This window comes from Pseudoalteromonas sp. SMS1 (assembly GCF_021530565.1).
Classification (GTDB): Bacteria; Pseudomonadota; Gammaproteobacteria; order Enterobacterales; family Alteromonadaceae; genus Pseudoalteromonas.
Genome location: NZ_JAKGBI010000022.1, coordinates 50,859 through 74,886, shown reverse-complemented (window position 1 = coordinate 74,886; position 24,028 = coordinate 50,859). Strand labels below are relative to the sequence as shown.

18 protein-coding genes are annotated in these 24,028 nt (G+C 42.2%); 7 read left to right on the top strand and 11 right to left on the bottom strand.

Annotated elements, in window-relative coordinates:
• Positions 1 to 29 precede the first annotated feature (29 nt).
• Entirely contained in the window at positions 30 to 941 is a 912-nt protein-coding gene (locus tag L1286_RS20220; RefSeq protein WP_235408824.1) for a helix-turn-helix domain-containing protein, read from the top strand.
• On the opposite strand, the gene L1286_RS20215 is transcribed toward L1286_RS20220, so the two are convergent.
• On the bottom strand, positions 938 to 1,393 hold the full coding sequence (locus L1286_RS20215) for a flavodoxin family protein (RefSeq protein ID WP_235408823.1): 456 nt from the start codon (positions 1,391 to 1,393) through the stop codon (positions 938 to 940). The genes L1286_RS20220 and L1286_RS20215 overlap by 4 nt on opposite strands.
• Before the next feature lie 94 nt (positions 1,394 to 1,487).
• Between L1286_RS20215 and soxR the strand changes: the two genes are divergently transcribed.
• From soxR to L1286_RS20200, 3 genes are all read left to right on the top strand, one after another.
• Complete coding sequence (gene soxR / locus L1286_RS20210; protein ID WP_235408822.1) at positions 1,488 to 2,009, top strand: redox-sensitive transcriptional activator SoxR; 522 nt, start codon at positions 1,488 to 1,490, stop codon at positions 2,007 to 2,009.
• Positions 2,006 to 3,790: a DUF885 domain-containing protein gene (locus L1286_RS20205; RefSeq protein WP_235408821.1), complete on the top strand. Its 1,785-nt coding sequence runs from the start codon at positions 2,006 to 2,008 to the stop codon at positions 3,788 to 3,790. Before soxR ends, L1286_RS20205 begins: the two co-directional genes overlap by 4 nt.
• Positions 3,791 to 4,083: 293 nt before the next feature.
• Positions 4,084 to 5,553, top strand: a complete 1,470-nt coding sequence (locus tag L1286_RS20200) for an alpha/beta hydrolase (protein ID WP_235408820.1) — start codon at positions 4,084 to 4,086, stop codon at positions 5,551 to 5,553.
• A 137-nt stretch (positions 5,554 to 5,690) separates the two neighbouring features.
• Here the strand turns inward: L1286_RS20200 and L1286_RS20195 are convergent, their stop codons facing one another.
• Positions 5,691 to 6,104, bottom strand: coding sequence for an MAPEG family protein (locus L1286_RS20195; protein WP_235408819.1), 414 nt, complete (start codon positions 6,102 to 6,104; stop codon positions 5,691 to 5,693).
• A gap of 94 nt (positions 6,105 to 6,198) precedes the next feature.
• On the opposite strand from L1286_RS20195, the gene L1286_RS20190 reads away from it, so the two are divergent.
• Positions 6,199 to 7,167, top strand: coding sequence for a GlxA family transcriptional regulator (locus L1286_RS20190; RefSeq protein WP_235408818.1), 969 nt, complete (start codon positions 6,199 to 6,201; stop codon positions 7,165 to 7,167).
• 94 nt (positions 7,168 to 7,261) lie between these two features.
• Positions 7,262 to 8,422 carry a DUF1624 domain-containing protein gene (locus L1286_RS20185; RefSeq protein ID WP_235408817.1) on the top strand — a complete coding sequence of 387 codons (1,161 nt, stop codon included), beginning with the start codon at positions 7,262 to 7,264 and terminating at the stop codon, positions 8,420 to 8,422.
• Here L1286_RS20185 and L1286_RS20180 read toward each other — a convergent pair.
• The 3 genes from L1286_RS20180 to cspE form a co-directional block, all read right to left on the bottom strand.
• The gene (locus L1286_RS20180; protein ID WP_235408816.1) at positions 8,409 to 8,873 is read right to left on the bottom strand and encodes a hypothetical protein; all 465 of its coding nucleotides are present in this window, start codon (positions 8,871 to 8,873) and stop codon (positions 8,409 to 8,411) included. The genes L1286_RS20185 and L1286_RS20180 overlap by 14 nt on opposite strands.
• Positions 8,874 to 8,899: 26 nt before the next feature.
• On the bottom strand, positions 8,900 to 9,697 hold the full coding sequence (locus L1286_RS20175) for a PhzF family phenazine biosynthesis protein (RefSeq protein WP_235408815.1): 798 nt from the start codon (positions 9,695 to 9,697) through the stop codon (positions 8,900 to 8,902).
• A 268-nt stretch (positions 9,698 to 9,965) separates the two neighbouring features.
• Complete coding sequence (gene cspE / locus L1286_RS20170) at positions 9,966 to 10,175, bottom strand: transcription antiterminator/RNA stability regulator CspE (RefSeq protein WP_063358942.1); 210 nt, start codon at positions 10,173 to 10,175, stop codon at positions 9,966 to 9,968.
• Between the two features lie 655 nt (positions 10,176 to 10,830).
• On the opposite strand from cspE, the gene L1286_RS20165 reads away from it, so the two are divergent.
• Positions 10,831 to 11,385 (top strand): NADAR family protein, encoded by a 555-nt coding sequence (locus L1286_RS20165; protein WP_235408814.1) that lies wholly within the window; start codon positions 10,831 to 10,833, stop codon positions 11,383 to 11,385.
• 2 nt (positions 11,386 to 11,387) lie between these two features.
• Here L1286_RS20165 and L1286_RS20160 read toward each other — a convergent pair whose 3' ends face one another.
• The 6 genes from L1286_RS20160 to L1286_RS20135 all read right to left on the bottom strand — a co-directional run bounded on the left by L1286_RS20160 (position 11,388) and on the right by L1286_RS20135 (position 23,989).
• Complete coding sequence (locus L1286_RS20160) at positions 11,388 to 11,825, bottom strand: N-acetyltransferase (protein WP_235408813.1); 438 nt, start codon at positions 11,823 to 11,825, stop codon at positions 11,388 to 11,390.
• A gap of 58 nt (positions 11,826 to 11,883) precedes the next feature.
• A complete protein-coding gene (locus L1286_RS20155) occupies positions 11,884 to 12,543 on the bottom strand; it encodes a C39 family peptidase (protein WP_235408812.1) in 660 nt (219 codons plus the stop codon).
• 286 nt (positions 12,544 to 12,829) lie between these two features.
• A complete protein-coding gene (locus L1286_RS20150; protein ID WP_235408811.1) occupies positions 12,830 to 14,461 on the bottom strand; it encodes a HAMP domain-containing methyl-accepting chemotaxis protein in 1,632 nt (543 codons plus the stop codon).
• A gap of 523 nt (positions 14,462 to 14,984) precedes the next feature.
• Positions 14,985 to 15,350 carry a DUF5329 family protein gene (locus L1286_RS20145; RefSeq protein ID WP_235408810.1) on the bottom strand — a complete coding sequence of 122 codons (366 nt, stop codon included), beginning with the start codon at positions 15,348 to 15,350 and terminating at the stop codon, positions 14,985 to 14,987.
• A gap of 181 nt (positions 15,351 to 15,531) precedes the next feature.
• Positions 15,532 to 16,740, bottom strand: coding sequence for a YncE family protein (locus tag L1286_RS20140; RefSeq protein ID WP_235408809.1), 1,209 nt, complete (start codon positions 16,738 to 16,740; stop codon positions 15,532 to 15,534).
• 385 nt (positions 16,741 to 17,125) lie between these two features.
• A complete protein-coding gene (locus L1286_RS20135) occupies positions 17,126 to 23,989 on the bottom strand; it encodes a non-ribosomal peptide synthetase (protein WP_235408808.1) in 6,864 nt (2,287 codons plus the stop codon).
• Positions 23,990 to 24,028 lie beyond the last annotated feature (39 nt).

The window sequence follows — 24,028 nt, the reverse complement described above, 5'->3', positions numbered from 1 at the left end:
GCATCAGTCCAAACAAGGAATATTCTCTTATGCTAGAACAGTTAAATAAGCAAAGACGAAAAGTGTCAACGCTGGTTGAAAACCGTGTGCATTTTGCTGCAAAGGACGTAGAGCTCAGTATTTATGACACCTATGAAAATGCGCAACACATTCGTCTATGCTCAAGCGAAGTTTTGTTTTGTGGCATGTTGACGGGTAAAAAAGTGATGCATGTAAATAGCTGCGATTACCATCAACCTTTTTTACCTAATGAAAGTTTTGTCTTGGCACCAAAGCAAGCAGTATTTATTGACTTCCCAACGGCACGTATTGACAAACCCACCACCTGCCTCGCAATTGAAATTAGCAGAGACAAAATAGCTGCGGTTGCAGATATGCTCAATTATGCGCACCCCATTCAAGATGTTCAGTTTGAATATCACAGTCAGTTGGTTCACAACGAGCACAATGTACAAACTCAACAGTTACTAAACCGCCTTATTCAATTATTCAGTGAAAATGACTCACAGCGTGCGTTTTACATCGATCTTGCGTTAAATGAATTGGTTGCGAGACTGCTCCAACAACAAAGTCGCGACTTTTTATTCAAACAAATCAATCAAGGCCATATCAGCACAGGGATCCAAGCCGCGCTTGAACAAATGCAACAAGACCTTACGCAACAATTAGATATTGAACAGCTCTCGAAAATTGCGTGCATGAGTCGCAGTAAATTTTTTGAGCAATTTAAATTATTGGTAGGCACCACGCCACAACAATGGCTGCATGGTCAAAAGCTAATGTCAGCTCGAAAACAACTACAACAAGGTAAAAGCGTAACAAGCATTGCGTTTTCGCTGGGGTTTAGTCACCCCAGCCAACTTAGTAGAAGCTTCAAGAAAGCGTTCAACCAAACCCCTAAGCAATACCAAACGCAATATATCAACAAGGAAAACAGTTAGGGCTGCGCTTGATATTGCTGGTGATGAGTTCCTTTAAGTGTCATACCTAAATATTCAAAGGTTTTTTGTAGCATGTCAGTAAACGCTTTTGGGGCATCTCGATGAATAGAGGTAGACAATATTGAGAAGTGTTTTTCACGCAATATCCGAAGTTCAGGTTGAAGCATTTCATCGTCCATAAACTCAGTAATACGATCAATAAACGCTTTCATTCTTGGTGTGACCGCGTACCAATAAACAGGAGACGCAAACACCACATGTTCATACTGTAATACCTCTCTAAACAAGGTTCTAAAATCGTCATCCTTGTGTGTATGTTCGTAGCTGTAATCATGAATTACGTAGTCATCTAAAAATAGTGTCTGTGCATTAAGGTCTTGAGCTAGTTCCCGTACTGCCTTGCCTGTGTTTCCTTCTTTATTCGCACTTGAGTAAACAATAATTGTATTCAAAGTTATTCTCCTATGATTGATTTATTGCTAGGCTAAAACCTCAACTTAGGTTTAGGTAAAGTGGTTTTAAATATTTTTTCAAGGGGCAATAGCAATGACAGCGAAAAATGAGCGCGATGAACCAAGGCTGAGCGTAGGGCAAGTAGCAAAACGAGCCGATGTCGCGGTGTCTACATTACACTTCTACGAGACCAAAGGGCTCATTCGCAGCTGGCGCAACACAGGGAATCAAAGAAGATACAAAAAAGATGTTTTAAGGCGTATTGCTGTTATCAAAGCAGGACAAAAAATGGGAAACTCATTGGTGGAAATAAAGGAAACACTGGCCAAGCTCCCACAAAGTCGCACGCCTACCAAAGAAGATTGGGCAAGAATGTCCCGATTTTGGCAGGCTCAATTAGATGAAAAAATTGCCTACATGATGCGTGTACGGGAAATGGTTGACGGCTGTATCGGCTGCGGATGTTTATCAATGAAATCCTGCCCTATGTACAACCCTGAAGATATTGTTGCCACTGAAGCTAATGGGGCAGTATGGCTTGACCACCCAGAACAAGCCAAGGCAGCAAAAAATTGCTATGATAGCCAAAATGAAAAAATAGGAACAAACGAATGAATAAAACTGCGCTCACCCTGGCAGTTGCAGCCGCTCTCACTCTAGTAGGCTGTAATTCAATCAATACCGTGTCAGAATCGACACTTAAGCCGGTTACACAAGTTACTCAAAACCAAGCGTTCAGTGCATTTTCCGATCAGTTCATTGAAGACTTATGGCGCCAGTACCCAGAATTTTCTCAGTATGCTGGCTATGGAAAATATGATGACATCATCACCATTCCAAATGCGACAATGCGCGCTAGCAATGTTCAATTCTCAAAAAATAAATTAGCCGAGCTTTACAACTTCGATATTAATTCATTAAGTGGCAATCAAAAAACGGATTACTATTTAATAGAAAACAATTTGAAAAAAGCGATTTGGAGCACTGAAAAGTTCAAAGGCTGGCAGTGGAATCCTTCTACTTATAACGTTTCTTATGGATTTGCAAATATCTTAAATAGCCGCTTTAAATCAGAGGCTGATAAATTTAAGACAGTATTAGAGCGCTTAAAATACGTCCCGGATTACTACGCAGCCGCACAACAAAATATCGATACGCCAACGATAGAATATACACAACTTGCGATAGCTCAAAATGAAGGGGCCTTTGCAGTTTTAAAAGACGATCTACTTGACCAAGTGGACGCTTCCGACGTACTCACTGCACAGGAAAAGGCACTGTTTAAAAAACGTTTTGCAGATGCAAAAACAGCCATCAATGGTTACATCTCATTTTTGACGAAGCTTGAAAAAGAGTTGGCAGAGAACGGTACTGCACGCAGCTTTAGAATTGGCGAAGAGCTGTACGAAGAAAAGTTCGCGTTTGATATTCAATCGGGATACACAGCCAAAAAGATGTATGAAAAAGCGCTGGCTGATAAAGCCCGTGTCACTAAAGAAATGATCACTCTCACTGATCAACTTTGGCCAAAGTACTTCCCAGATACCACAAGGCCAACAGACGATATTCACGCGATCTCAAAGCTTATCAAGCATCTGTCTCAAAACCATGTAGCAAAAGAAAATTTTGTTGCTGAAATAAAACGACAAATTCCACTACTAGAAAAGTTCGTAATGGAAAAAGACTTGATCACTCTGGATCCAGAAAAACCGCTGGTTGTGCGAGAAACACCTGAATACATGCGCGGCTTTGCCATGGCGTCAATTTCATCTCCTGGTCCATACGATAGCAAGGAAAATACCTACTACAATGTAGAACCTTTAGAGCTTCGCAGCGAAGCGCAAGCAAGCTCAATCCTACGTGAGTACAATCACTGGATCTTACAGATTCTGAACATTCATGAAGCGGTACCAGGCCATTACACGCAACTGGTGTATGCTAATAAATCGCCTTCTTTGGTTAAAAGTGTCTTACGTAATGGCGCGATGATTGAAGGTTGGGCTGTTTACACCGAGCGTATGATGCTCGAGGAAGGATACGGTGACCATGAACCAGAAATGTGGCTCATGTATTACAAGTGGAACTTACGCGTTATCTGCAACACCTTATTAGATTACGGTATTCAGGTAAACGGAATTAGCCGTGAGCAGGGACTAGACTTGTTAATGAATGGCGCCTTCCAAGAACGTGCTGAAGCCGAGGGTAAGTGGCGTCGTGCAACCTTAAGCCAAGTTCAGTTGACGAGCTATTACAGTGGTTACCGTGAGATTTATGACTTACGTGAAAAACAAAAGGAACAGCTTGGCGAAAACTTTGATTTAAAAGCTTTCCACGAAACGTTCTTAAGTTATGGGAGTGCCCCAGTTAAGTACATAAACCAATTGATGAACGACTAAACACGTTTAAAAAGCCCCTCAATGGGGCTTTTTAGATTCTCAGATTACTCAGCTACGTATTATTTGATGTGCTCCACATCCTTGCCATATCGCTATTTACTTCACCCGATTCGAATAACGTAATCAGCGAGCCATATTACACATTGCTAGTTATGACTATAAATACACTGCGTTTTTTGCTTGCATTGACAATTTTCAACGATTTTAAAATTGCCATAATTTAAATTATAAATCCCCTAAATATTTGAAAAATTGCACCGTCTTAACTGTCAGTAAGTCAACAAGGAACCATTATGAAATACGTATCACACTTACTTGGCAGTGTCGCACTGACAATCTCAGCGGCGGCAAGCGCATCTGTTTTTCCTGATCCTCAAAATTTGCTTGCGCATTATTTAAGCGGTCAACCTACGGACGGTAATGCCCCTCTGACTGCCAGCATGGGCTATTTTAAGGAACATGACCAAGCGCTTAGAGAATTGCTCAATAACCAGTCACCCGAAATCGAGCACATTTTACGCGGTGCCAGTTATTGCTTTGCCGCAGTCGCAACTAAACCGGCAGCAGAACAATTGCCCAAACTGTATAGTCAAGATGGCCACTGTACAGAAGTACAAGCCCATACAGCAACACGCGGTTGGTATTATACTGACGCCCAATGTAGTACAGCGATTGAATATAAAAATGAATCTGATTCCGAATTTTGTATTAGAGAATTCGACTACAAAGCTGAAAAATATGGAAACAGTGAAGATCTGAACTACGTGCATGATGCGTGGATGCCAGGCTACACTGCAACCTTACCCATTACCACACGCCCACAAAGCTTCCGTGAAGTTCCGCTTGTTCAACGTGCGACCTATAAAACAACCTATAGTGAGCGAGGTGCTTGTCACCTAGAAATGCGTGTTTATAAAAATGCTAACGTGCAAAACGCAACACCACTGATGATGATCCACGGTGGTGGATGGCTAGAAAGGCTAGGAACAGCACGTACAGCTGAGGCACAAATTGCACAATTCACAGATGCTGGGTTCGTTGTATATATGCCTTACTATCGCCTGGTAGAAGACCGTGAAGCGGGGCCTGCATGTAACCAAGTTAATATTGAAGACAGCAAGCAAGACATTCGCGATGCCTATCTTTGGGCTTTATTTAACAACTATAAGTACACGCGTAGCAACAAGTCTATCCGTCTGACGGGTCAGTCTGCGGGTGGTCATATGTCAGTTTGGCTGTCTCAACAATTTCCATTCATGATTGAAAAAATCGCCCCCATGTTTCCCGTACCTGACTTTGCACACCAACTAAAAGAAGTCCAAGATGGCACCTATGTGCATGGTTACATCGAGAGAATGATCGCAATCTTATCGGGTAAATCAGACTGGCGTGAACTCACTGGTAATGAACCTGTCATCTTGAACAACAGCCTTCTTGAATATATTGAACGCTATCCATTTCTTGCACCTGATATGTTCATAAGTCACGGCATGGCGGACACTATAGTCTCTCCAAGTCAGTCAATCAGACTCTGTAATGCGCTGGCGGGTGACATTATCAATGGTCCTGTACAAGCAAATGATATCGCGTTTACAAAGCAATATGCCCAAATTCAATGTCGTACTGGCAGTGAATTGCACTTACTTGAAAAAGCAAACCATCATTTTGATGGCTGTGGCTTAGGGTTATGCGATGTGGGTGGGCCCGATGGTTTAACGGCAACGCAAGCGCTGATCGGCAATATGATTGAGTGGCTCAAATAAGTACAGCATTATGTCTGGTGAACACCACTGGGGATTCTCACTGCGCCACACAGGTTAATTGTGGCAAAACAATGATACCTATCAAAGCAAGGCCTAGCCTTGCTTTTTTGTCTATCCCCCCGGATAGCAACATAGGGTTATTGCATGCTCATTACCGCGAACCAACACCCCCATCCAATGAATAAACTCACACTGGAAAGTGCGAAAGCATATGTCCTGTGCCGAATGTTTACACCACGTATGTGCTCAAAACAGTGCCAATATCTTGCGACAACAAAAGTGATTGCGAGTGAATACCACCCCAAATTAGCGAATCCATCAATATGTAAAAATGCCAATAAACATATAAACAAAATGGGTTGTTGATATTGGTTATCGTAGCTATTGCCCAGCAGCCGAGTACGTTTATTCATTTCATCTTTGAGGACAAAATTAACAGCTTTCAGTGATAGTTCACCGCGTCTCACCGCTTTGATACGCATACTGGCTGTTGCAAGCCAGAGCCAGAGAAAAAGTAAAATGAGTGCAAAAATCGGATATTGGATCCACATTGGTTATTTCCTTCTATTGAACACGTGTTCACTTTACAAGTCCTTCCCTTCCGCCTAAAGTGTCACTAATGACATATTTGAGGGTGAAAACGACATGAATGTAGCACTTCTATGTCAACAAGGCGTAATGGCAAGTGCTTTGACGGGTATCATTGACGTACTCCATGTCACCAATCAGGTGCTCCAAAAAACGTACTATCATTGGCAAATAGTGTCACTCGAAGGCCAAGAAATCACCAGTAGTCAAGGACTAACATTTAAAACCGACTGTCAATTACGTGATTTAGAAAACTTTGATGTCCTCATTATCATTGGTAGCCAGTACCAAGGCGATAAACAGCTATGGCAGGAATGCCAACTTTTCGCGAAATACAAAAAGTCGCTGCGAGAAAAATTACAAGCCAAGTCGCACACGACTTTGGTTGCTGGTTGTTGTGGGGTTGCATATGCGGCTGCGCTTGGCCTATTAGAGAACCAACCGTTTACTGCAAGTTGGTGGCTCGAAGCGTTTTTTAATCGTTATTACCCTCATTTAAAACTCGACACAAAACCTATCTACTTTTGTCATCAGCAGCTGTATACCGCAGGTGCTGCACATAGCTACATGTATGTGGTACTCGCTCTGATCCGCGACCAAATTGGCCGTCATGTTGCGGATAAAGTCGCTAATTGGCTGGCAATACCAGAACCACAGCTTCGACAAACCGCATTTCTAATGAGCGGAGCGTTAGAACAGCATAAAGACAGTACGCTCCACAAGGTACAACAACATATAAAAGTCAATCTCAAAACTCAGCTATCGCTAAAACAGCTCGCAAAAATAGCGTGTCTGTCCGAGCGCACATTGATCCGCCGTTTTAAATCAGCAATCGGTATGACACCCTTCGAATACATACGCTTACTGAGGCTAGAAAAAGCCAAAGAAAAGCTTATTTACTCAAATTTACGATTTGACGATATTGCAGCGTCAGTTGGCTATCAAAACGCACAGGCATTAGCAAAACAATTTAAGCGTCATTTCGGCACATCAGTTCAGGAAGTGAGCGCACAATCCATTGCCTAAAATATAAACTCACCCAGTACTTGAAAAACATCTTGTTTATATTTTGTGCCTTATTTGTTAAAACAAGGTATGCAATAGCAACTGGGTTTAAAATGTGGGCAATAAAAATAGACTGATTTCTCTCGATATTTTACGCGGTTTCATCATAATATTAATGGCTCTAGATCATACACGCCACTACTGGGCCATCACGCCATTTATGCCGACAGATATAGAAAACTCAACGCCTGCATGGTTTTTTACTCGCTGGGTGACTCATTTCTGCGCACCTCTTTTTGTCTTTTTAACTGGGATAAGTGCGTACTTATATGGCGAAAAAGTGCAATCAAGGACGCAATTGCGTAATTATTTACTAAGTCGCGGGATGTGGTTGGTCTTTTTAGAGCTAACTGTTATCAGCTTTAGTTGGCAATTTGCTTTTGATATCGTGATTTTACAAGTGATTTGGGTAATTGGCTGGTCTATGGTAATTCTCGCAGGCCTAATTTATCTTCCCATGAAGTGGTTAGGCGCCCTGTCTGTATCTGTAATCACTTTCCACAATTCATTCAATGATACTGAGATTATAAGCGTATTCGGCACGCATTTTGACTGGCTTTGGCACTTACTACATGCACCTACGATAATAAACCTAACCGCAAACTGGCAGATCTTTGTGATCTACCCGTTGATACCTTGGTTTGCCGTCATGGCCCTAGGGTACTTTATTGCGCCCATCTTCAATACCAGTCGTGCAATGAGGTGTCGAATCTTTGCCAGTATAGGTCTAATTTCTATCGCGACTTTTGTTCTATTAAAGCTCACAAACTTCTATGGAGATCCTAACCTATTTATTGAATACCCAAGCACTGTTACAACGCTCATGTCATTGCTCAATACCACCAAGTACCCACCATCATTGCTTTATTTGTTAATGACATTAGGGCCTGGTTTGTTAATGCTCGCTGTACTTGAACAATTAACTTTAACAACACGTTGGATAGCTTGGTTGAAAGTCTTTGGTGGCGTACCGCTATTCTATTATCTGATCCATATTCCTTTTATCAACCTCAGTGCACAGCTTTACGCAAAGATTCAATATGGCCGTACTATTGGTGTGTTAGACAACCCAGATACGTGGCCTCCCCTTTACCACCCCAACTTATGGCTCGTGTATTTGATGTGGGTCTTACTGACCGCCGCACTTTACTTGCCATGTAAGCATTACCTAAAGCTCAAACGCACAAGCCAAAATTTTGTATTTAAGTATTTATAGCGCTACCTCGCTGAGGTGGCCAGATCGCCAGCCACCTTAGTGCCAAAAAGGTCAAGACACCACATATAAGCCAAATCAAGCTCGCAACAACACTGAAAAATGTTACCAGCTCGGGAAGTACTAGGCTCAAAATCCCCCCTGTGAGGCCACGCAATGTGCATAAAATCGCGATGGTGAGTAGCGCCCAATTTGTTAGAGGCAAACGGTTTATATACCCAGCGCCAGCCAGCGCATAGGCTGCACACAAGGCAAATAATGCAGACACCATGACGGTTGCAATTGGCGCTATCATCGTGCCATTCCTTGCAGATTCAACTAATACCTCAGGTGCCAATTGTGCGCGGTAACACGATTCTCCCAACGGAATACAAGCCATATGCGCGACCACAGTGACACTTGCCATCAGCGCAACGAATAATAAGCCGAATATCGCTATCTTTTCTTTGTTCATTGATGTTCCCTTTCTATGTCAGTGTGTTAAACAAATATGCGCCCTTTTAGATATAAAACCCCGTCACCGACTATGGTTACTCGGTTAGACCCAAAGTCCACATCGCAATCTAACATACCTCCACGCGCAGACGCTTGGTAAGCACGCAACTTAGACAGCTTGAGCTGCTGCGCCCAATATGGTGCTAACCCCGTATGAATGGAACCTGTCACCGGGTCTTCATCCCCTCCATTAGCAGGCCAAAAATATCGAGACACAAAGTCCACATCGTCTCCTTTGGCAGTCACAACCACATCAAATGGGGCCAGTTTTTTTAGAATGTCGGACTGATAGTTAACCTGTTCAACTTCTTGTTGGCAGTGATACACTGCAAAGTATGCTTGGCGATTTTTTAGTATCTCTTTAGGTACAATTGAAAGGCCTTCAAGAATCGACTCGGGCACGTCAGACACAGGCTCTGGTTGTTGCAAAGGAAAGTTCATGGCAATTTTTCCATCACTTTGAGATTTCACCAACAAGCTGCCCACTTTATTCGTCGTAAATGCAACCTCACTCTCAACATCGCAGTAATTAAAAAGCACAAAAGCAGTAGCAAGCGTTGCATGGCCACAGAAATCAATTTCAGTCAGCGGAGAGAACCAACGGATATGGTAACTATTTTCTGAATTTTTAACGATAAAAGCAGTTTCAGAAAGGTTATTTTCTGCTGCAATTTTCTGCATCAGAGGGTCACTGATCCAGCTTTCTAGGGGGACCACTGCTGCTGAATTTCCTTTAAATTGCTCGTGCGTAAACGCATCAACCACGAAAATCTCTAGTTCCATATCACACTTCCTAATTGAGTATTAACCAGTGTGAATGTACCTAATTAAATTGCTGAAATATAGTACAAAATAACATATTTAATTACCCTAAAATGGGTCCAAACATTAATGCATAATTTTGTCATGATATGGTGGGTTAGCAGAAAAAGTTAAACGCGTTCAAGAAGCGAAAAGTAGAGGGATAAAAGATAAGCGTTTTTGTTGATTTAGGCAGGATATAGATTTAATCAGGTGTGACTTGCAAGCAAATCACACCCAAACATAACAATTAAGCTACTGTTACGTTTTCAGCTTGAGGACCTTTAGCGCCCTGCGTAACTGTGAAGTTAACTTTTTGACCTTCAGTCAAAGAGCGGAAACCGTCTGATTGGATTGCTCTGTAGTGAACGAAAACGTCTGGTTGACCATTTTCTTGTGCGATAAAGCCAAAACCTTTTGACTCGTTGAACCATTTTACAGTGCCTGTTACTTGAGACATAAATAAACCTATTTAGTTAAAAGTTAAAAAAAGTGTACAGTATTGGAAGTAAAGTGAGTGACTAAAATTAGGTTTTATGAACAAAAACAGAAACTAAAGCAAACAACAAATAAATCAAATATCTTCATACGAGGCGTAGGATACACTGAAATAAACGGTTGTCGAGTATTTTTAGAGAGTTTTTTCGTAATCATGGCTATTTTTTGGCCACCACCTACTGATTAATAAACAAACACTCAGCTCATCGTCATAAATATGACTCGCTTGGCTCTATTTTCACACCACTTTTGATGAGATAGCCAACCATGTGGCGTTACGTGCACGCTATATCTCTTCTTGTTAATACCTACTTGACTAAACAGCGCAGTATTTAACCGAGTGAATGCCCAGCACAATAGACAAGCATAGAAAAGGGCCGTAACACTCACGACACAGATGACAAACAGTGGCGTCACATCTAGCAATTGATACGGTGCCAACAGGCCCGCTTTATATTGCTATACGACGCCTACGTATTTGCCCCCCTTGGCGATGGTAAGTCAGTAATGATTGCCACATGCAAAGGCGTTTTGTGGTACCCTCCAGCTAATCAGCCCAACACCACAACCACACTTATAAAATCTATTCAACTTTACATAAACTAGGAGTATCAAAGTTGATTAATAACAATAACGCTTTACAAGCATTTTTAGCACAAGGTAATACCGCTCAATATATTTATTTTTGGGGTCATCAAAAGCCTAAAAGTGGCGTCTCAAAGTCATGTTTTAGCCAGTGGTTTGACGCACCTTTTTCTGAAGCTGATAAACACTTTAAAACAGCTGAGCACTACATGATGTACGCGAAAGCCACGCTATTTGACAATCCAGATATTGCGGCGCAAATACTCTCTGCCCCCCACCCAAATGACGCGAAAAAACTTGGCAGACAAGTCAAGCGCTTTAACGAGGAAATCTGGAATGCCGAACGCTTTAAAATCGTTGTCAGAGCCAACCGGCTCAAATTTGAACAAAACCAGAATTTGAAAGCATTTTTAATCGCTACACAAAATAAGGTCATTGTTGAAGCCAGCCCTGTTGATAAAATCTGGGGAGTCGGATTGGCAGAAAATGATCCGTTGATCCAAGATCCTAAGAACTGGCAGGGGCTTAATTTATTGGGATATGCCCTGATGGACGTTAGAGCACACCTAATCAAGAATAGCGCTTAAAACTATACACCTATCGTGTTGTGCCAGCGCATGATCAGTTGTTGCTGTCCAGTTAATGCCTCAAGCTCCTCGCCAGCAACTTCAAAGCCTTGTTTCTTATAAAACGCAACACTCGCTAAATTACGTTTGTATACCGATAGTTGCAGGCTACAACACCGTGCCTTGGCATCCGCAATCAACTGTTGCCCTATGCCTTGGCCTTGCTTTTCAGGCAGTACAAAGATAGCGGCCAAGGTGTCGTCAACCAGCGCGTAAAACCCGACGATTTGATCATCTTTTTCATAAACATAGTTTTTTGAACTAGGCAAATACACATGCTTCATCGCATCGAGCTGTTCACGCCAAAACGAGGAGGGTACAAAATGATGAGCTTGCTCAGATGCGGCCAACCAAACGAGTAAAACGGCCTCAATATCTGCTTCACAACTTTTTCTTATCACACTCATCTCCAAAACCATAGGGAATAAGACATAGGCTTCGTGCTCTCGTATTTTCCCGCTATAATTTAACGTTTATTTTCTTTCGTTCAGTATTAAAAGCAACGGCGTAATAGCGCAGCCTTGGGTGCTCAACATTCCACAAATTCAAAAATTCTTCATAAGTTTGTACAATGCGCTTGGCCCCTTTTGCATCATTTAAGTACACCAAACGTTTTGCTTCATCATAGCCAACCACCACACGGTAATGACTTTGTGACCTTGGTAGCTCCCAGTATTGAAATACGATAACGGGTATCCCGTTTGCAATATAGGCCTTTACGTGATTAAACAACTGTATGCGCTTCTTGTCAAAGTCACCTTCTAACTGCGGATTGCTATTCAAATTAAGACTTAGCGTCTTTCCAAAACGCGCTAGAAACCCTTGTAAATAAGTTACCTTTACACCGGGGTAATGCTCCCACTTACGAGGGTAGTTGTTTAACACACCTGACGCTTTGAATACCGGTGCATCTGCGTATTGGTCAAGTATAGACTCCGCAATATCGTATTGAGAGTACTCTCCAATGCCCCAGTATTTAAAGACCATTTCAATCGTGGCTGGCCCACATAGTTTTTTACCTTGCGCCACTAACGGCACATTTAAAATTATTTTTTGTGTCGTTTGTGCACCAGTTAAACACGGGATCATTAGTATAAAAAAAGTAATCCACTTTATCACGCGACTTCCTTGCTGATTTTTCTTTGAGCGCAATTCAATAAGCACCAATATTGGCGCTATAAGTTATCGGAACAAGTGTGATTGTACAGAATAAAAACGACAAATATAGGTGCGTCATTTTATTATACGCTCCCCCTTTAAATTACTTTATTAATATTCATCTTTAACACCCACAAAAAAGCGAGCCTCCAGTCCAGCTCGCTTACCCTATATGTTTCAATGGTGATAAATTAATTTATTTCACATTAAATCATTAAATTAGATTGTTGATTGAATTTTTAAAATGTTATGTAAGCTTAAACTGCTCTACACTCGATTTTAGCCCATGGGCCAATTCACTTATCTCATGACATGCTTGTGAAGTTTGATTTGCTCCTTCGGTCATTTCAACCGCAGCACAGTTAATGTTTTCAATGTTGCGATTCAACTCTTCCGACACAACTGATTGCTCATTACATGCAGCAGCAATCTGCGTACTCATCGCTGCAATACTATCAATTTCTTGTTCTATTTTATTGATGGTATCACTCACGCTTTCGGTTTGCTGCACGCAGATACCTATGCCTTTTTGACAGGTTCTGGTAGCCTGACCCGTTTCTTTAGATTTAAGCTGTAAATCACTGACTATCTCTACAATTTGTGTTGTTGAGTCTTGTGTACGCTGTGCAAGCGACCTGACTTCATCTGCAACGACGGCAAAACCTCTGCCCTGTGCGCCCGCACGTGCAGCTTCAATGGCCGCATTCAATGCCAATAAATTGGTTTGCTCAGCAATTTCTCGAATAACGTCAACCACAACATTGATATTCTGCGAGTTCTTTTCTAAATTGCCGGCCAAATCTCCCGCATGAGACACTGTGTCAGCCACACTCGAAATTTGCGTGATATTGCTTTTTAAAGCAGCACTCCCTTCTCGAGATTTCATATTCGCTTGATTTGCCGACTCAGCCCCCATTTCTGTGCTTTTGGCTACTTCAGATACAGCCGCTTGCATTTCTGTCATGGCAGAAGCCACGGATTGCAATTCATGTTGCTGATTCTGCATGCCAGACGCGTTTTGAGCCGAGATCATATTGACCTCTTCCACTGCGGTAGTGAGTTGGATAGCGCTGTCATTTATCTGTACAACAAGGCCGTTAAGCTGCTGGCGCATTTGCTCGAGAGAAATCAATAAAGACCCAAGCTCATTGCGTCCAACTTCTCGAGTGTCAATGCTTTCGCTCAAATCACCATTGGCAATACGTCTCGCTAAATGCATCGCTCTGTTAAGTGGTTTTTTAAGCGCACCGCTTAGCACCAGACAAATCACCCCAATCATTACCGCAGAGGCAAACGTAGAAATTACAATCACTGTGATCACAGTCTCAACTGCATTAATGGCTGAAGATTCAGCTTTGCCAACGTTTTCACTATTAATTCTAACGAGCTCTGTTAGCTCATCCATAGCCAATGAATAGTAATTGTAGCTATCTAATACAATTTGATTTGCTCGACTGACTTCCTCATTTCTCACTAGTAAATTAAATTGCGACGTCGCCAACGCGTATTGACGCCATGCGCGTTCAAACGCTTCAAATTGTCGTTTTTCTTGGTCAGATACATTTAATTGACTATAAAGATGAATTTTTTCGTTTACCCCTGACTTTAGATCGTCAAGTGTGACAAGCCAAGTGTCTAATTCTGGGTGATTTGGATTTGTGACGACACCAAATTCATCTTTTCTTATGGTGGTTAGGTCAACTTGTATGTCTTTTACGATTTCGACTGAAGGAATGCTCGTTTGAACAATGAACCCGAGATCGTCACTGATCCCTTTTAGGCCTTGATAAGTTATCAAGCTCACACCAAAAAAAACTAAAAACACCGACGCAAAACTTAAGCCGATTTGCTTAGATATAGACAAATTTTTTAATGCCATATTTTTGTATAAATCCTTAATTTCACAATGACTGAATACCGATGTAATAGACTAAATACCAAACAGAAACAACTTGCTATGTATTTAGAATACGCACAGAATATTTAAAATATAAACGGACGATAAATGTAGACTCCTCGAGCATGTACATACGTACATGCTCGAGCGGTAATTGATTGGCCACTTTATCTCAACACCGCATAAAGACTAGAGGTACTAGAAAGCCAGCCAACTAAAACTTTGCAAGCAGGCGTGTTGTATTATATTAGAAACAAGATTCTGTTGGAATATTTTAATTATTAAAGGTTTTACTTCTATGTTATTAAATTACTCATTATCAACCAGTATCTGTTCACAAAAAGATCAGATTTATTAAGTTTGAATAAAAAGGGTTTATTTTGATAACTAACGGTTGTTAATTAGCTACAGATGAAATAAATAAAATTACAATTGCCTGTCTGATTTCTCATTAATCAAATAAAAAGGTAAACATCGAAAGATATCATATGAGACGACCCCCAATTTATCTACTGAGGGCTTGTGATTTATTTTGCCTAAAACGGCCAAGCTCAAATAATAGCCAATCCTTGCTCAATGCAACTTGCTCCTCTGGGCAATGTATTTTGTAAAATTTCCCTGAGAGCGTACTTTTAGTTGCAGCATATTTTACAAAGTCCTCTGCTGACTCAATATCACTTCGGTAGTAGTTGTATTTTTTTGTGATGTGCGCGCGAGCTTCTACCGCAGAATGCAAATGCCCATTGCGCTCATATTGGCAACCCGATTGCTCAACAAATTTAAGAAGGTGGTCTATCTCTGATGACACATTAGCTAAGCAACTGAGTGGACATAAAAACAAACCCAGGATGCTTGTTTGAGTTACTTTCATAGTATAACCGATAAAGTTTAGGTGCTTAGTTTGACATTTAGACGCATATCCTTGCAAAAGGTTTCGATTACCATGCACGAACTTTCAAGTGGACCAATGCGCATGCTTTCTCGCCTTTAGTATTGACATAATAAAGGCGGCTCACATTACAATGTCGCCGCCGTTATTTTTAATTGTGATTTTACTCTACAGTCACAACACCCGTTTTTGAGTTATACAGGATCTTACCGGCTTCTCCTGACGCATATCCATATTCACAAACCCCACTACGCGCGCGTATTACTTTATATTCACCGTCTGCAGTGGAGAAATACCACTTGGTACTACCATCATTTTTCTTGCGTCCCTTACCATTTCGGTTCAAGGTGTATTGATGGTCCAAAAAGTTATTCCACATTCTTGCGCACCGATTTGCATTGGGGTTTTTAGTAAATTTGTTGTGTTTATTTAACTTGTCTTTGGCTTCAACTGGAAAACCTTGCTCGTTAAAATTAACACTACCGTCTTTGAATCCAGCTAAGTTTGCAACTTTGCCCGATTGATCACTCTCTACCCAGTACTGCTTGGCTTTATTCACTTCCATCTGAAGAGCATGTGCGATAACAGGTAACGTATCGCCGCAGCCATTCGTGTAACTCAGATCCGCGATATGTGCAGGCCCATCCATGTAAAATGTCGCTTGCGCTGTTTGTGGGTCAAGCGTGTAGATTTTGGCATGCTCGCCACGATCCCTTGCTGACACATAAATGACCCCCATGTCATCAACAGCGAGTCCCGAGGCCCAATGCAGATTGTGCTCTCCGACTTTGCTTAGAGTCATATCAGCATCATTCAAAACATAGAGCGCTTTTGCATTAAGCACATAGACTAAATTGCCATCTGCAGAATATGCTATGTCGCCATGGTCAAAATCATCGTACACCGCATCATCGGCTTTCATTTTTCCCATAATGACTTTTTCGCCCGACATAAGATCGAACTTATACATATAAGTTTGGCTCGTTGCTAGCAAATAACTGCCATCGGGCGACACTGCTGAACGCTTGATAGGGTAGCTAGTCGTTGTCGCAAGCTCACTTTGTTGCATTGTTGCCGTGTCAAATGCGTATATTTTCGATGCATTCGTGTTTCTGTCAGTTCTTTGGACAATGTAAAGCGTCGACCCATGGCTGGCCAAATTGCTCGCCGGCATACGTGCCCCTGGCATCTCCCTCACTGATTTCGATTGCGTATCTAAGTGGTACAACACGCTTTCCTCACCGGTTGCATATCTGTCGATCGCGTACAGGCCACTTAAGCAAGCCCCGTTGTCTGCCAATACAGGAAAGCAGGCTGAGGTCACAAGCACAGCTGCTGCGATTTGAACGTTATATTTAAGAATTTGCTTCATAAACGAACTCGGCTATGTTTAGATTTCTAGACTCTGCAAGTTATGAACCACAAATATTTTATTCTTAAAAAGCAATATAATAGGAAGCACCGGTGAGGGTAAGTCACTCAATCCATGTTGGTTTTAGTGCAAAGGTCAATTTACCGTTGCAAAATGCAACACTTTGACGATCTGGGCTATCCCTTTACGGTCACTGCTCCCCAGTATCAGTCGGTTTAACGCAGCTTGTCATTGCTTCGCAGTTTGCAAAACCACATTTCGCAAAATAAAAATAAATAGAAAATCATGCTGAGGTGGACCAGTGCGAATCTAATTGAGACAACGGCCTATCGCGTGCCGCCTTAAGTGAAAGCGACACGACCTTTTTATATAGACATAGCCTGTATTACAACACCTCAAAATACTTTGCGATCGTTTCTTCCCTTAACACTGGGGCTGGCAAATTCTGATTATTAAGCCACTGCCAAGTTTTTTCACTCTCGATGGGAGCGAAATAAGACAGTGGGGGTTGTTGCACCTCTCTCGCCAAGTTTCTCATGTCGTCAGTAAATAGGTATTCTCCATCAACTTGCTTTCCTGACATTTTCAATTCAATCAGTGAGGTAATGAATTGAGCGTACCCGATCAATTTAATCGGCTTGGGCAAAATATTATTTCTTGCCCGCACTAAGTCAACAAAGTACATCTCTTTCTCACTTGTTAGGTGATACCTAGGCAAGACTTGTGCTTGGCGTGCAATGGTTACCAGCGCTTTAGCCACATAATCTACAGGTAATATACTGGTTTTAAAACGTTTATCATCGAAGCATACCCCCAAATTTGAAGTCAGTTTCATCAGCATTGTTAACCACTGCGCCTCATCACTCAACCCAGTCTGTTGACTCCCAGCAATAAGGCCTAATCTGACAACACAGATATCAAACCCGCGCCCCCGCGCTTGGTCGATGAGTAATTCCGACGCCCATTTAGTTGCGATGTACCCTTCTGCTTCAGCGTGTTTTTGCTGGCTCAACGGCGTATCTTCATCAGCAAGTGAAGGCTGTTTTAATACTCCCGTCGTGGATACAAATAACATTCGCTTTGGCTTTATCTGCTGCTGCAATTCAATCAACTCAATTGTACTATTCACGTTTGCCGCTTTCATTTGCTCAAAGGATGCTAAGTGATCCATGTAAGTTGCTGAATGTATTATGACATCTACTTTGCTTGCCAATTCAATGTAGGCCTTACTGTCCAGTCCTAATCGCTTTTGCTCTAAATCCCCTGTCACCGCTTTAATACGCCTCGACAGCGACGTATTCCATAACCTCGCCTTTTGTAAGCTGTCTTTGAGCCTTTGCCTCGCTTGCGCTTGATTGTTCGCCCGCACCAAACAATACACCGTTGCGTCAGTGTCACTGATTAATTGCGCCAGAACATAGCGTCCAATAAACCCTGTCGCCCCTGTTAAAAGTATCGTGTCTCTACAGTCATTCTGTTTTGTCGGACCGCTTAACCTCTCTGGTAACAAAAATTGACAGGGTTCGATAAATTGCGGCTTATGGGGTTTGAATTCGGCCAGTTGTCTGACTGTTCGATGGCTATACAAATTACGAAGCATAAATACTTGAGCGGTCAGGTTTTCAATTTCATGCGCTAATTGCATCGCGAGTATGGAGTGGCCTCCCAACTCAAAGAAGTCATCGTCGATACCAACTTTTTGCCTATCTAATAACTTTTCAAATAATCCACACATCTGACATTCAAACTCATTTCTTGGCGCAATATATTCGCGATCTGACTCAAATATCGGTGTTGGTAACTTTAATTTATCGAGTTTACCATTATAAGTTAACGGAAATTGGTCTACCTGAACATAGGCATTGGGGCACATATAGGTCGGCAAACAGCGTTCAATATAGGCTTTGATATCACGCCTATCGACTTGCTCTGAGGCATATTGTAGATAGGCAACTAAGCGCGTTTGTCCTTGGTATTTAAAGTCTAGTACAGCCGCATTTTTCACTTGTTGATGTTGCAGCAATATGCGCTCTATCTCCCCAAGCTCGACTCTAAAGCCTCGTACTTTAACCTGCCCATCGTTACGGCCGATGTATTCCAATTCTCCGTTACTTGACCACCGTACAATGTCTCCCGTTTTGTACATTACTGCCGCGTTATCGTCGCTAAACATATTTGGCACAAAACACGTTTGTGTTAGATCTGGACGATTCAAGTACCCGTCCGCAACCCCCTCACCCGAGACATATAACTCCCCTTTCACGCCAATCGGTACAAGCTGTTTACATGCATCTAAAACGTACACTTGTCGCGTATTCGCCGGTTTGCCAATAGGCACGGTGTCCCCTTTGAGCCCATTACAACGATACGTGGTTACGATGGTACTCTCTGATGGGCCATACGCATTGATTAAATGTCGCGGACAGAATTCAGATTCAAGTAGCTGCTTGACGGCCTCACTGCTCGCGGCCTCTCCACCAAACACTAAGTATTTCAATCCAACAAAGCTGTCGGGCGCGTAACCCAGTAAATTGTCAAACAAGGATGTGGTTAACCACAGTGTCGTTATTGACTCACGATGTAAAAGTGCGCGAATCTCACTAATACTTGGTTGATTGATAGGAGGGATCACCAAAGTGCCTCCATGGCACAATGCGCCCCACGTTTCAAAGAGCGCCATGTCAAAATTAGGGTTCGCCAATTGTACCAATCTATCGTTGGCACTGAACTCAACATAGCCATTATTTTGAACCAGCGATACCACACCTCTATGGGTCGTTTTGACCCCTTTGGGTACCCCCGTTGTTCCAGAGGTATAAATAAGATAAGCCGTGCTATCCATAACCCCATTAAGATTCAGGTTATGCCTTTTTCGAGACAGTTTTTGTGCTTCTTGATAGCTGATGTAGGAACATCCCAGTCCCTCTAACATATTGTTGGGCTTTTCATCTGCTATTACACACACTGGCTGGCTGTCATCTAACAGCGCTTTTACTCTCGGCTCTGGATATTCCGGCGATATCATGACTACCGCTGCACCTAGTTTTAGAATTGCCAGCGCACTTACAATCATACCGACACTACGAGACTGAAATATCGCGATATTCTGATCGGATAAATCCGCTTTGTTAACATGCACCATTAGTCCATAGGCCAGTTGATTCGCCTGTTCATTCAGTGTTTGGTAGCTTACTGTAATGTCTCTGTATTTGAGTGCAGCATGATTGCCTCTTATCTTAACTTGCTCTTCAAACAGTTCGTGCACTCGTAACTGTCTCAATGGCGTAGTGTTATGTGATCGACTCCAGTGGTGTAATAAGAGATCGCGTTCACATTCAGCTACCACGTCTAACGTGCTCAACGCGCAACTGGACTGCGTGACCAATTGCACCAAGAGTGTTTGATACATTCTTGCAAAGCGGCTTATCGTTTTATCCGAAAAAAGTGCTGTCGCATAATTCCAATCGATCTCAATCTGATTGCTGCTGTCATCAATGAGTATGGTCATATCGTATTTTGCAGCTGTATGAATACCTTGGTGCGAAGTCAACCGCATTCCCGCAGGCAAATCACTTTGTCTTGTAAATGATTGCACGCTAAATAGAACTTGAAAGACAGGGGCGCGATCTGCATCAAAATTTGTTTCAACAACCTGAACGATGTCATTTAAAGGTAACGCTTGATGATCTCGAACTTTTGCCACACTCTTGATGGTCATTTGAAGCAACTCCAACATCGTCACAGTGCTTTTCTCTAGCTTTACCCGAATCGGCAAAGAGTTGACAAAAAAACCGATTAAAGACTGAGTCTCTGTTATATATCGATTTTCAAATGGCGTACCAATGACTAAGTCTAGCTGTTGAGAGAGCTTATGACATAATGCAAAAAAACCGCTCAACATCACGTGGTACAGCGTAGTACTGTGCGCCTGAGCAAACTGCTTAAGTGAATTGGACAATGCCTCATCTAAAGTAAAATATTGGCTTTGCCCAATATAATCAAACGGCTTGCACCTCAATTGCTCATAAGGCAACACCATGTTTTCAGCTTCCAACAAATAGTCTTGCCAGAATACTTTTAAACGTCCTTTTTCACACTCAGTCAACGCTTTTCGCTGCCAAGCCGCATAATCTCGATAGTTGACGCACAGTGCCGGTAGCGTCCCTTTTTTTGCATAAAAATAGGACAGCTCGCGAAACAAAATGCTGAGAGACCAACCATCTATCACAATATGATGAATATTGATCAGCAAGTAACGGCTCATACCTTGTTCAATTAAAGTTAGCTTTACTGGTAATTCCTGAGTAAGGTCAAATACCGCATTGGCATGTGCTACCAATGTTTGCGTTCTTGCGATATCAGTCTGCACTTCGAGTTTTTTCAAAGAAAAATGTTGCTCCGACACCCACGGGAAGGGTTTATGGTGTCGGTTCTTTTTATAGAGCGTTTTTAAAACTGTGTGTCGCTGGGCAACACGCTCTAACGCGTCTAAAAGACGCTCGCAATCAAAATCTTCGCTCAATTCAAATAAAAATGGGGCGTTATAGGCCACTTCAGCTTCTTTGATAGATTGGATAAATAACAAGCGCTCTTCAGCAAATGACAATTGCTTATCGTTAGTGTTCGGGATAATAACGGGCTTTTTGATACGCGCTAACTCAGAAATAGCGGCAACAGTTGGATACTGAAACAGCTCATTCAGTGTTATACCCAACCCTAAATGTTGCTGACAAAGCGCTAAAAAACGCAAAAGCGTCACGGAATTACCACCAAGTTGAAAAAAGTTGTCTTCAATACCAACAGGCTTTACGTCTAATATTAGCGAGACATATTCGCACAACGCTGCTTGCAAAGGTGTACTGGGCGCCAAGAATGAAGCCCTCCCCCTATTTTGATACAAATTGACAAGTGCGCTGGTGTCTACTTTTCCATTCAAGGTGACAGGGATGTGTTTAACAAAACAAATATCATTGGGTACCATATGAGTCGGTAACCCATTTCTAAGCAACTGTAATATATGTTCTTTTAACGCTATATTGTCCTCCTCTTTGACGGCGCTAATAAAACTCACTAGTTTTTTTCCAACGTTTTCACCTATTGCAATTGTCATGGCATGCCTCACACCTGATTGGCGCAAGACAAGCTGATCTATGGCTGTCAGTTCAACGCGATACCCATTAATTTTAACTTGTGCGTCTTTTCGTCCCCTAAAGTGCAATTGACCTTGGCTGTCAAAATAACCTAAGTCACCTGTTTTATAAGCTTTGACAGCCCCTTGGGACGATTCTATTTCAATAAACCGTCCCTGTTCCTGCGCTATATTTAAATAACCACTCGCAAGTCCTGCACCCATCGTTACAATTTCTCCGATAGCACCGTGTGGCAACAAGGCTCCATTCGAAGCCAAAACCACGATACTCGTGCCATTAATGGCTTTACCAATAGGCAATGCAACCTCGTCTGGCCACTCTCTTGGAATCGGGAAACAACTGGTGAAAACAGTATTTTCTGTCGGACCATAGCCATTTATAATCTGGATTTGCGCATTGTGTTGATAAACTGTATTAACATGTGAAGGCAACACAACATCTCCTCCCACAATTAATTGCTCTAACCCATTAAAAATGTGTGGGTCTATTTCGACGAGCGCGTGAAACAACGCCGCGGTTAGAAAAGCCGTATTCACTTTTTTGCTAAACAGCGTCCGTAAGTTTTCAGGATTAAGTTCTGACTCGCCAAGCATGTGAACACTACCGCCATTCAGTAGTGCCCCCCAAAACTCAAATACGAATGCGTCAAAGCTCTGGTTTGCAGCGCATAACATTGTCGTCTCAGCGTCTAGCGATATATAGTTTGGATTTAACACCAATCGCTCAACCCCACGATGAACACACACAATGCCTTTTGGTTCGCCTGTCGAGCCAGATGAAAAGTTGATGTAAAGCGGCGACTCTTTGCTGACCTGTTGACTCACGAAATGGCCCGCTGGCTTCTTTCGAAGTTGCTTTAACGAAAATACTGGTACAGCGCTGGAGTCGCCATCGGCATGACCAATAACTGCCAGAGCCTGACTCTGCTTGATAACCGTTTCCAAGCGTGTTTGAGTCTCATTAGGGGAGACAGGCACGTACACGCCACCAGCGTAAGTCACACCGAGTATCGCTTCTGCGAGTGCTGCGCCTCTTGGTAATATGATAACGACACGCGTCCCCTTCACGACCCCATACAACATTAAATTGGCTGCAATAACCTGTGCTGAGTTTGCCAACACTTGGTAGGTCAGTTTTTGTTCATCGCAATACAGCGCAACCTTGTGGGGAGTCTGTTGCACAATGCCTTCAAAAATACCTAACACTCCGCCGCCACCGCGCGCGTCAAATTGATGACTGTCAACCAGATGAGATAAGGACTGGGACTGGGACTGATTCAATAGATTGTCTTCAAACAATCCAAGCACCGCAGTGATGGATGCCTCACTCATGAACTTACCTACCCAATACCATTTTAAAATGAGTTCACCTTCATCAACATGGATGATAATGCGCATTTTAAAACGCGTATCAACAATCGCGCTCAGATTCGTATTTTTATCAAACCATGCGACTTCAATTGACGCCAGCGGGTTATCTCGACAATTTATGCCAATAGATTTTTCTAATTCTGTTTTATCAAAATAGCTCGACATTAAATCTTGTGTTAAGTGATGATGATATTGCTCTAAAGACAAAGGCTTGCCTTGATGCGTATAACGAACAGGTAGTGTGAACTGACCTTTACTTTCCCCTTGCCAAACATTGATCACCACATCGGATTGCCCCGTATAAACAGCAATAGCTTCGCTCAGACTATGAAAAATGCGCGCTTGCAAAGTCGCTTTTCCGGCATCCACCTCGCTGATAAGTTGTGCATACTGCGCACCTGTAATACATTGCGCCACATGGCCTTTTTTATTTTGAGGTAAGCATAGATTGTGTAATGAAACTGGCTCGTAGTTTAAAAACCGCGATTGCCAATAAGCATTTTGCGATTGGATATAATTTTTCAATGCATCGCTATAGGTGTGTATAAGTTGAGCTACTTCTACTGTGTTCAGTGAGGCTGGCGTGAGTATGACCTCATCATTTCTGAGGGACAATTGGCCCCCATCAGCACGCAGTATGTCTATCACATTTTTTATTTTCATAATTAACCACTTTATTATTTTTCCTTGTTGATTCTTATTTTTTGCACCAAAGTATTGTTTACTCATAGGCAATACACCTCTGAAATAGAACAACATTTGCGCAAC

Coding starts and splice junctions, on each gene's coding strand:
- L1286_RS20145 (WP_235408810.1), bottom strand. CDS start 15,350: ATGAAAGTAACTCAAACAAGCATCCTGGGTTTGTTTTTATGTCCACTC.
- L1286_RS20205 (WP_235408821.1), top strand. CDS start 2,006: ATGAATAAAACTGCGCTCACCCTGGCAGTTGCAGCCGCTCTCACTCTA.
- L1286_RS20135 (WP_235408808.1), bottom strand. CDS start 23,989: ATGAGTAAACAATACTTTGGTGCAAAAAATAAGAATCAACAAGGAAAA.
- L1286_RS20190 (WP_235408818.1), top strand. CDS start 6,199: ATGAATGTAGCACTTCTATGTCAACAAGGCGTAATGGCAAGTGCTTTG.
- L1286_RS20180 (WP_235408816.1), bottom strand. CDS start 8,873: ATGAACAAAGAAAAGATAGCGATATTCGGCTTATTATTCGTTGCGCTG.
- cspE (WP_063358942.1), bottom strand. CDS start 10,175: ATGTCTCAAGTAACAGGCACTGTAAAATGGTTCAACGAGTCAAAAGGT.
- L1286_RS20195 (WP_235408819.1), bottom strand. CDS start 6,104: ATGTGGATCCAATATCCGATTTTTGCACTCATTTTACTTTTTCTCTGG.
- L1286_RS20150 (WP_235408811.1), bottom strand. CDS start 14,461: ATGGCATTAAAAAATTTGTCTATATCTAAGCAAATCGGCTTAAGTTTT.
- L1286_RS20175 (WP_235408815.1), bottom strand. CDS start 9,697: ATGGAACTAGAGATTTTCGTGGTTGATGCGTTTACGCACGAGCAATTT.
- L1286_RS20220 (WP_235408824.1), top strand. CDS start 30: ATGCTAGAACAGTTAAATAAGCAAAGACGAAAAGTGTCAACGCTGGTT.
- L1286_RS20200 (WP_235408820.1), top strand. CDS start 4,084: ATGAAATACGTATCACACTTACTTGGCAGTGTCGCACTGACAATCTCA.
- L1286_RS20140 (WP_235408809.1), bottom strand. CDS start 16,740: ATGAAGCAAATTCTTAAATATAACGTTCAAATCGCAGCAGCTGTGCTT.
- soxR (WP_235408822.1), top strand. CDS start 1,488: ATGACAGCGAAAAATGAGCGCGATGAACCAAGGCTGAGCGTAGGGCAA.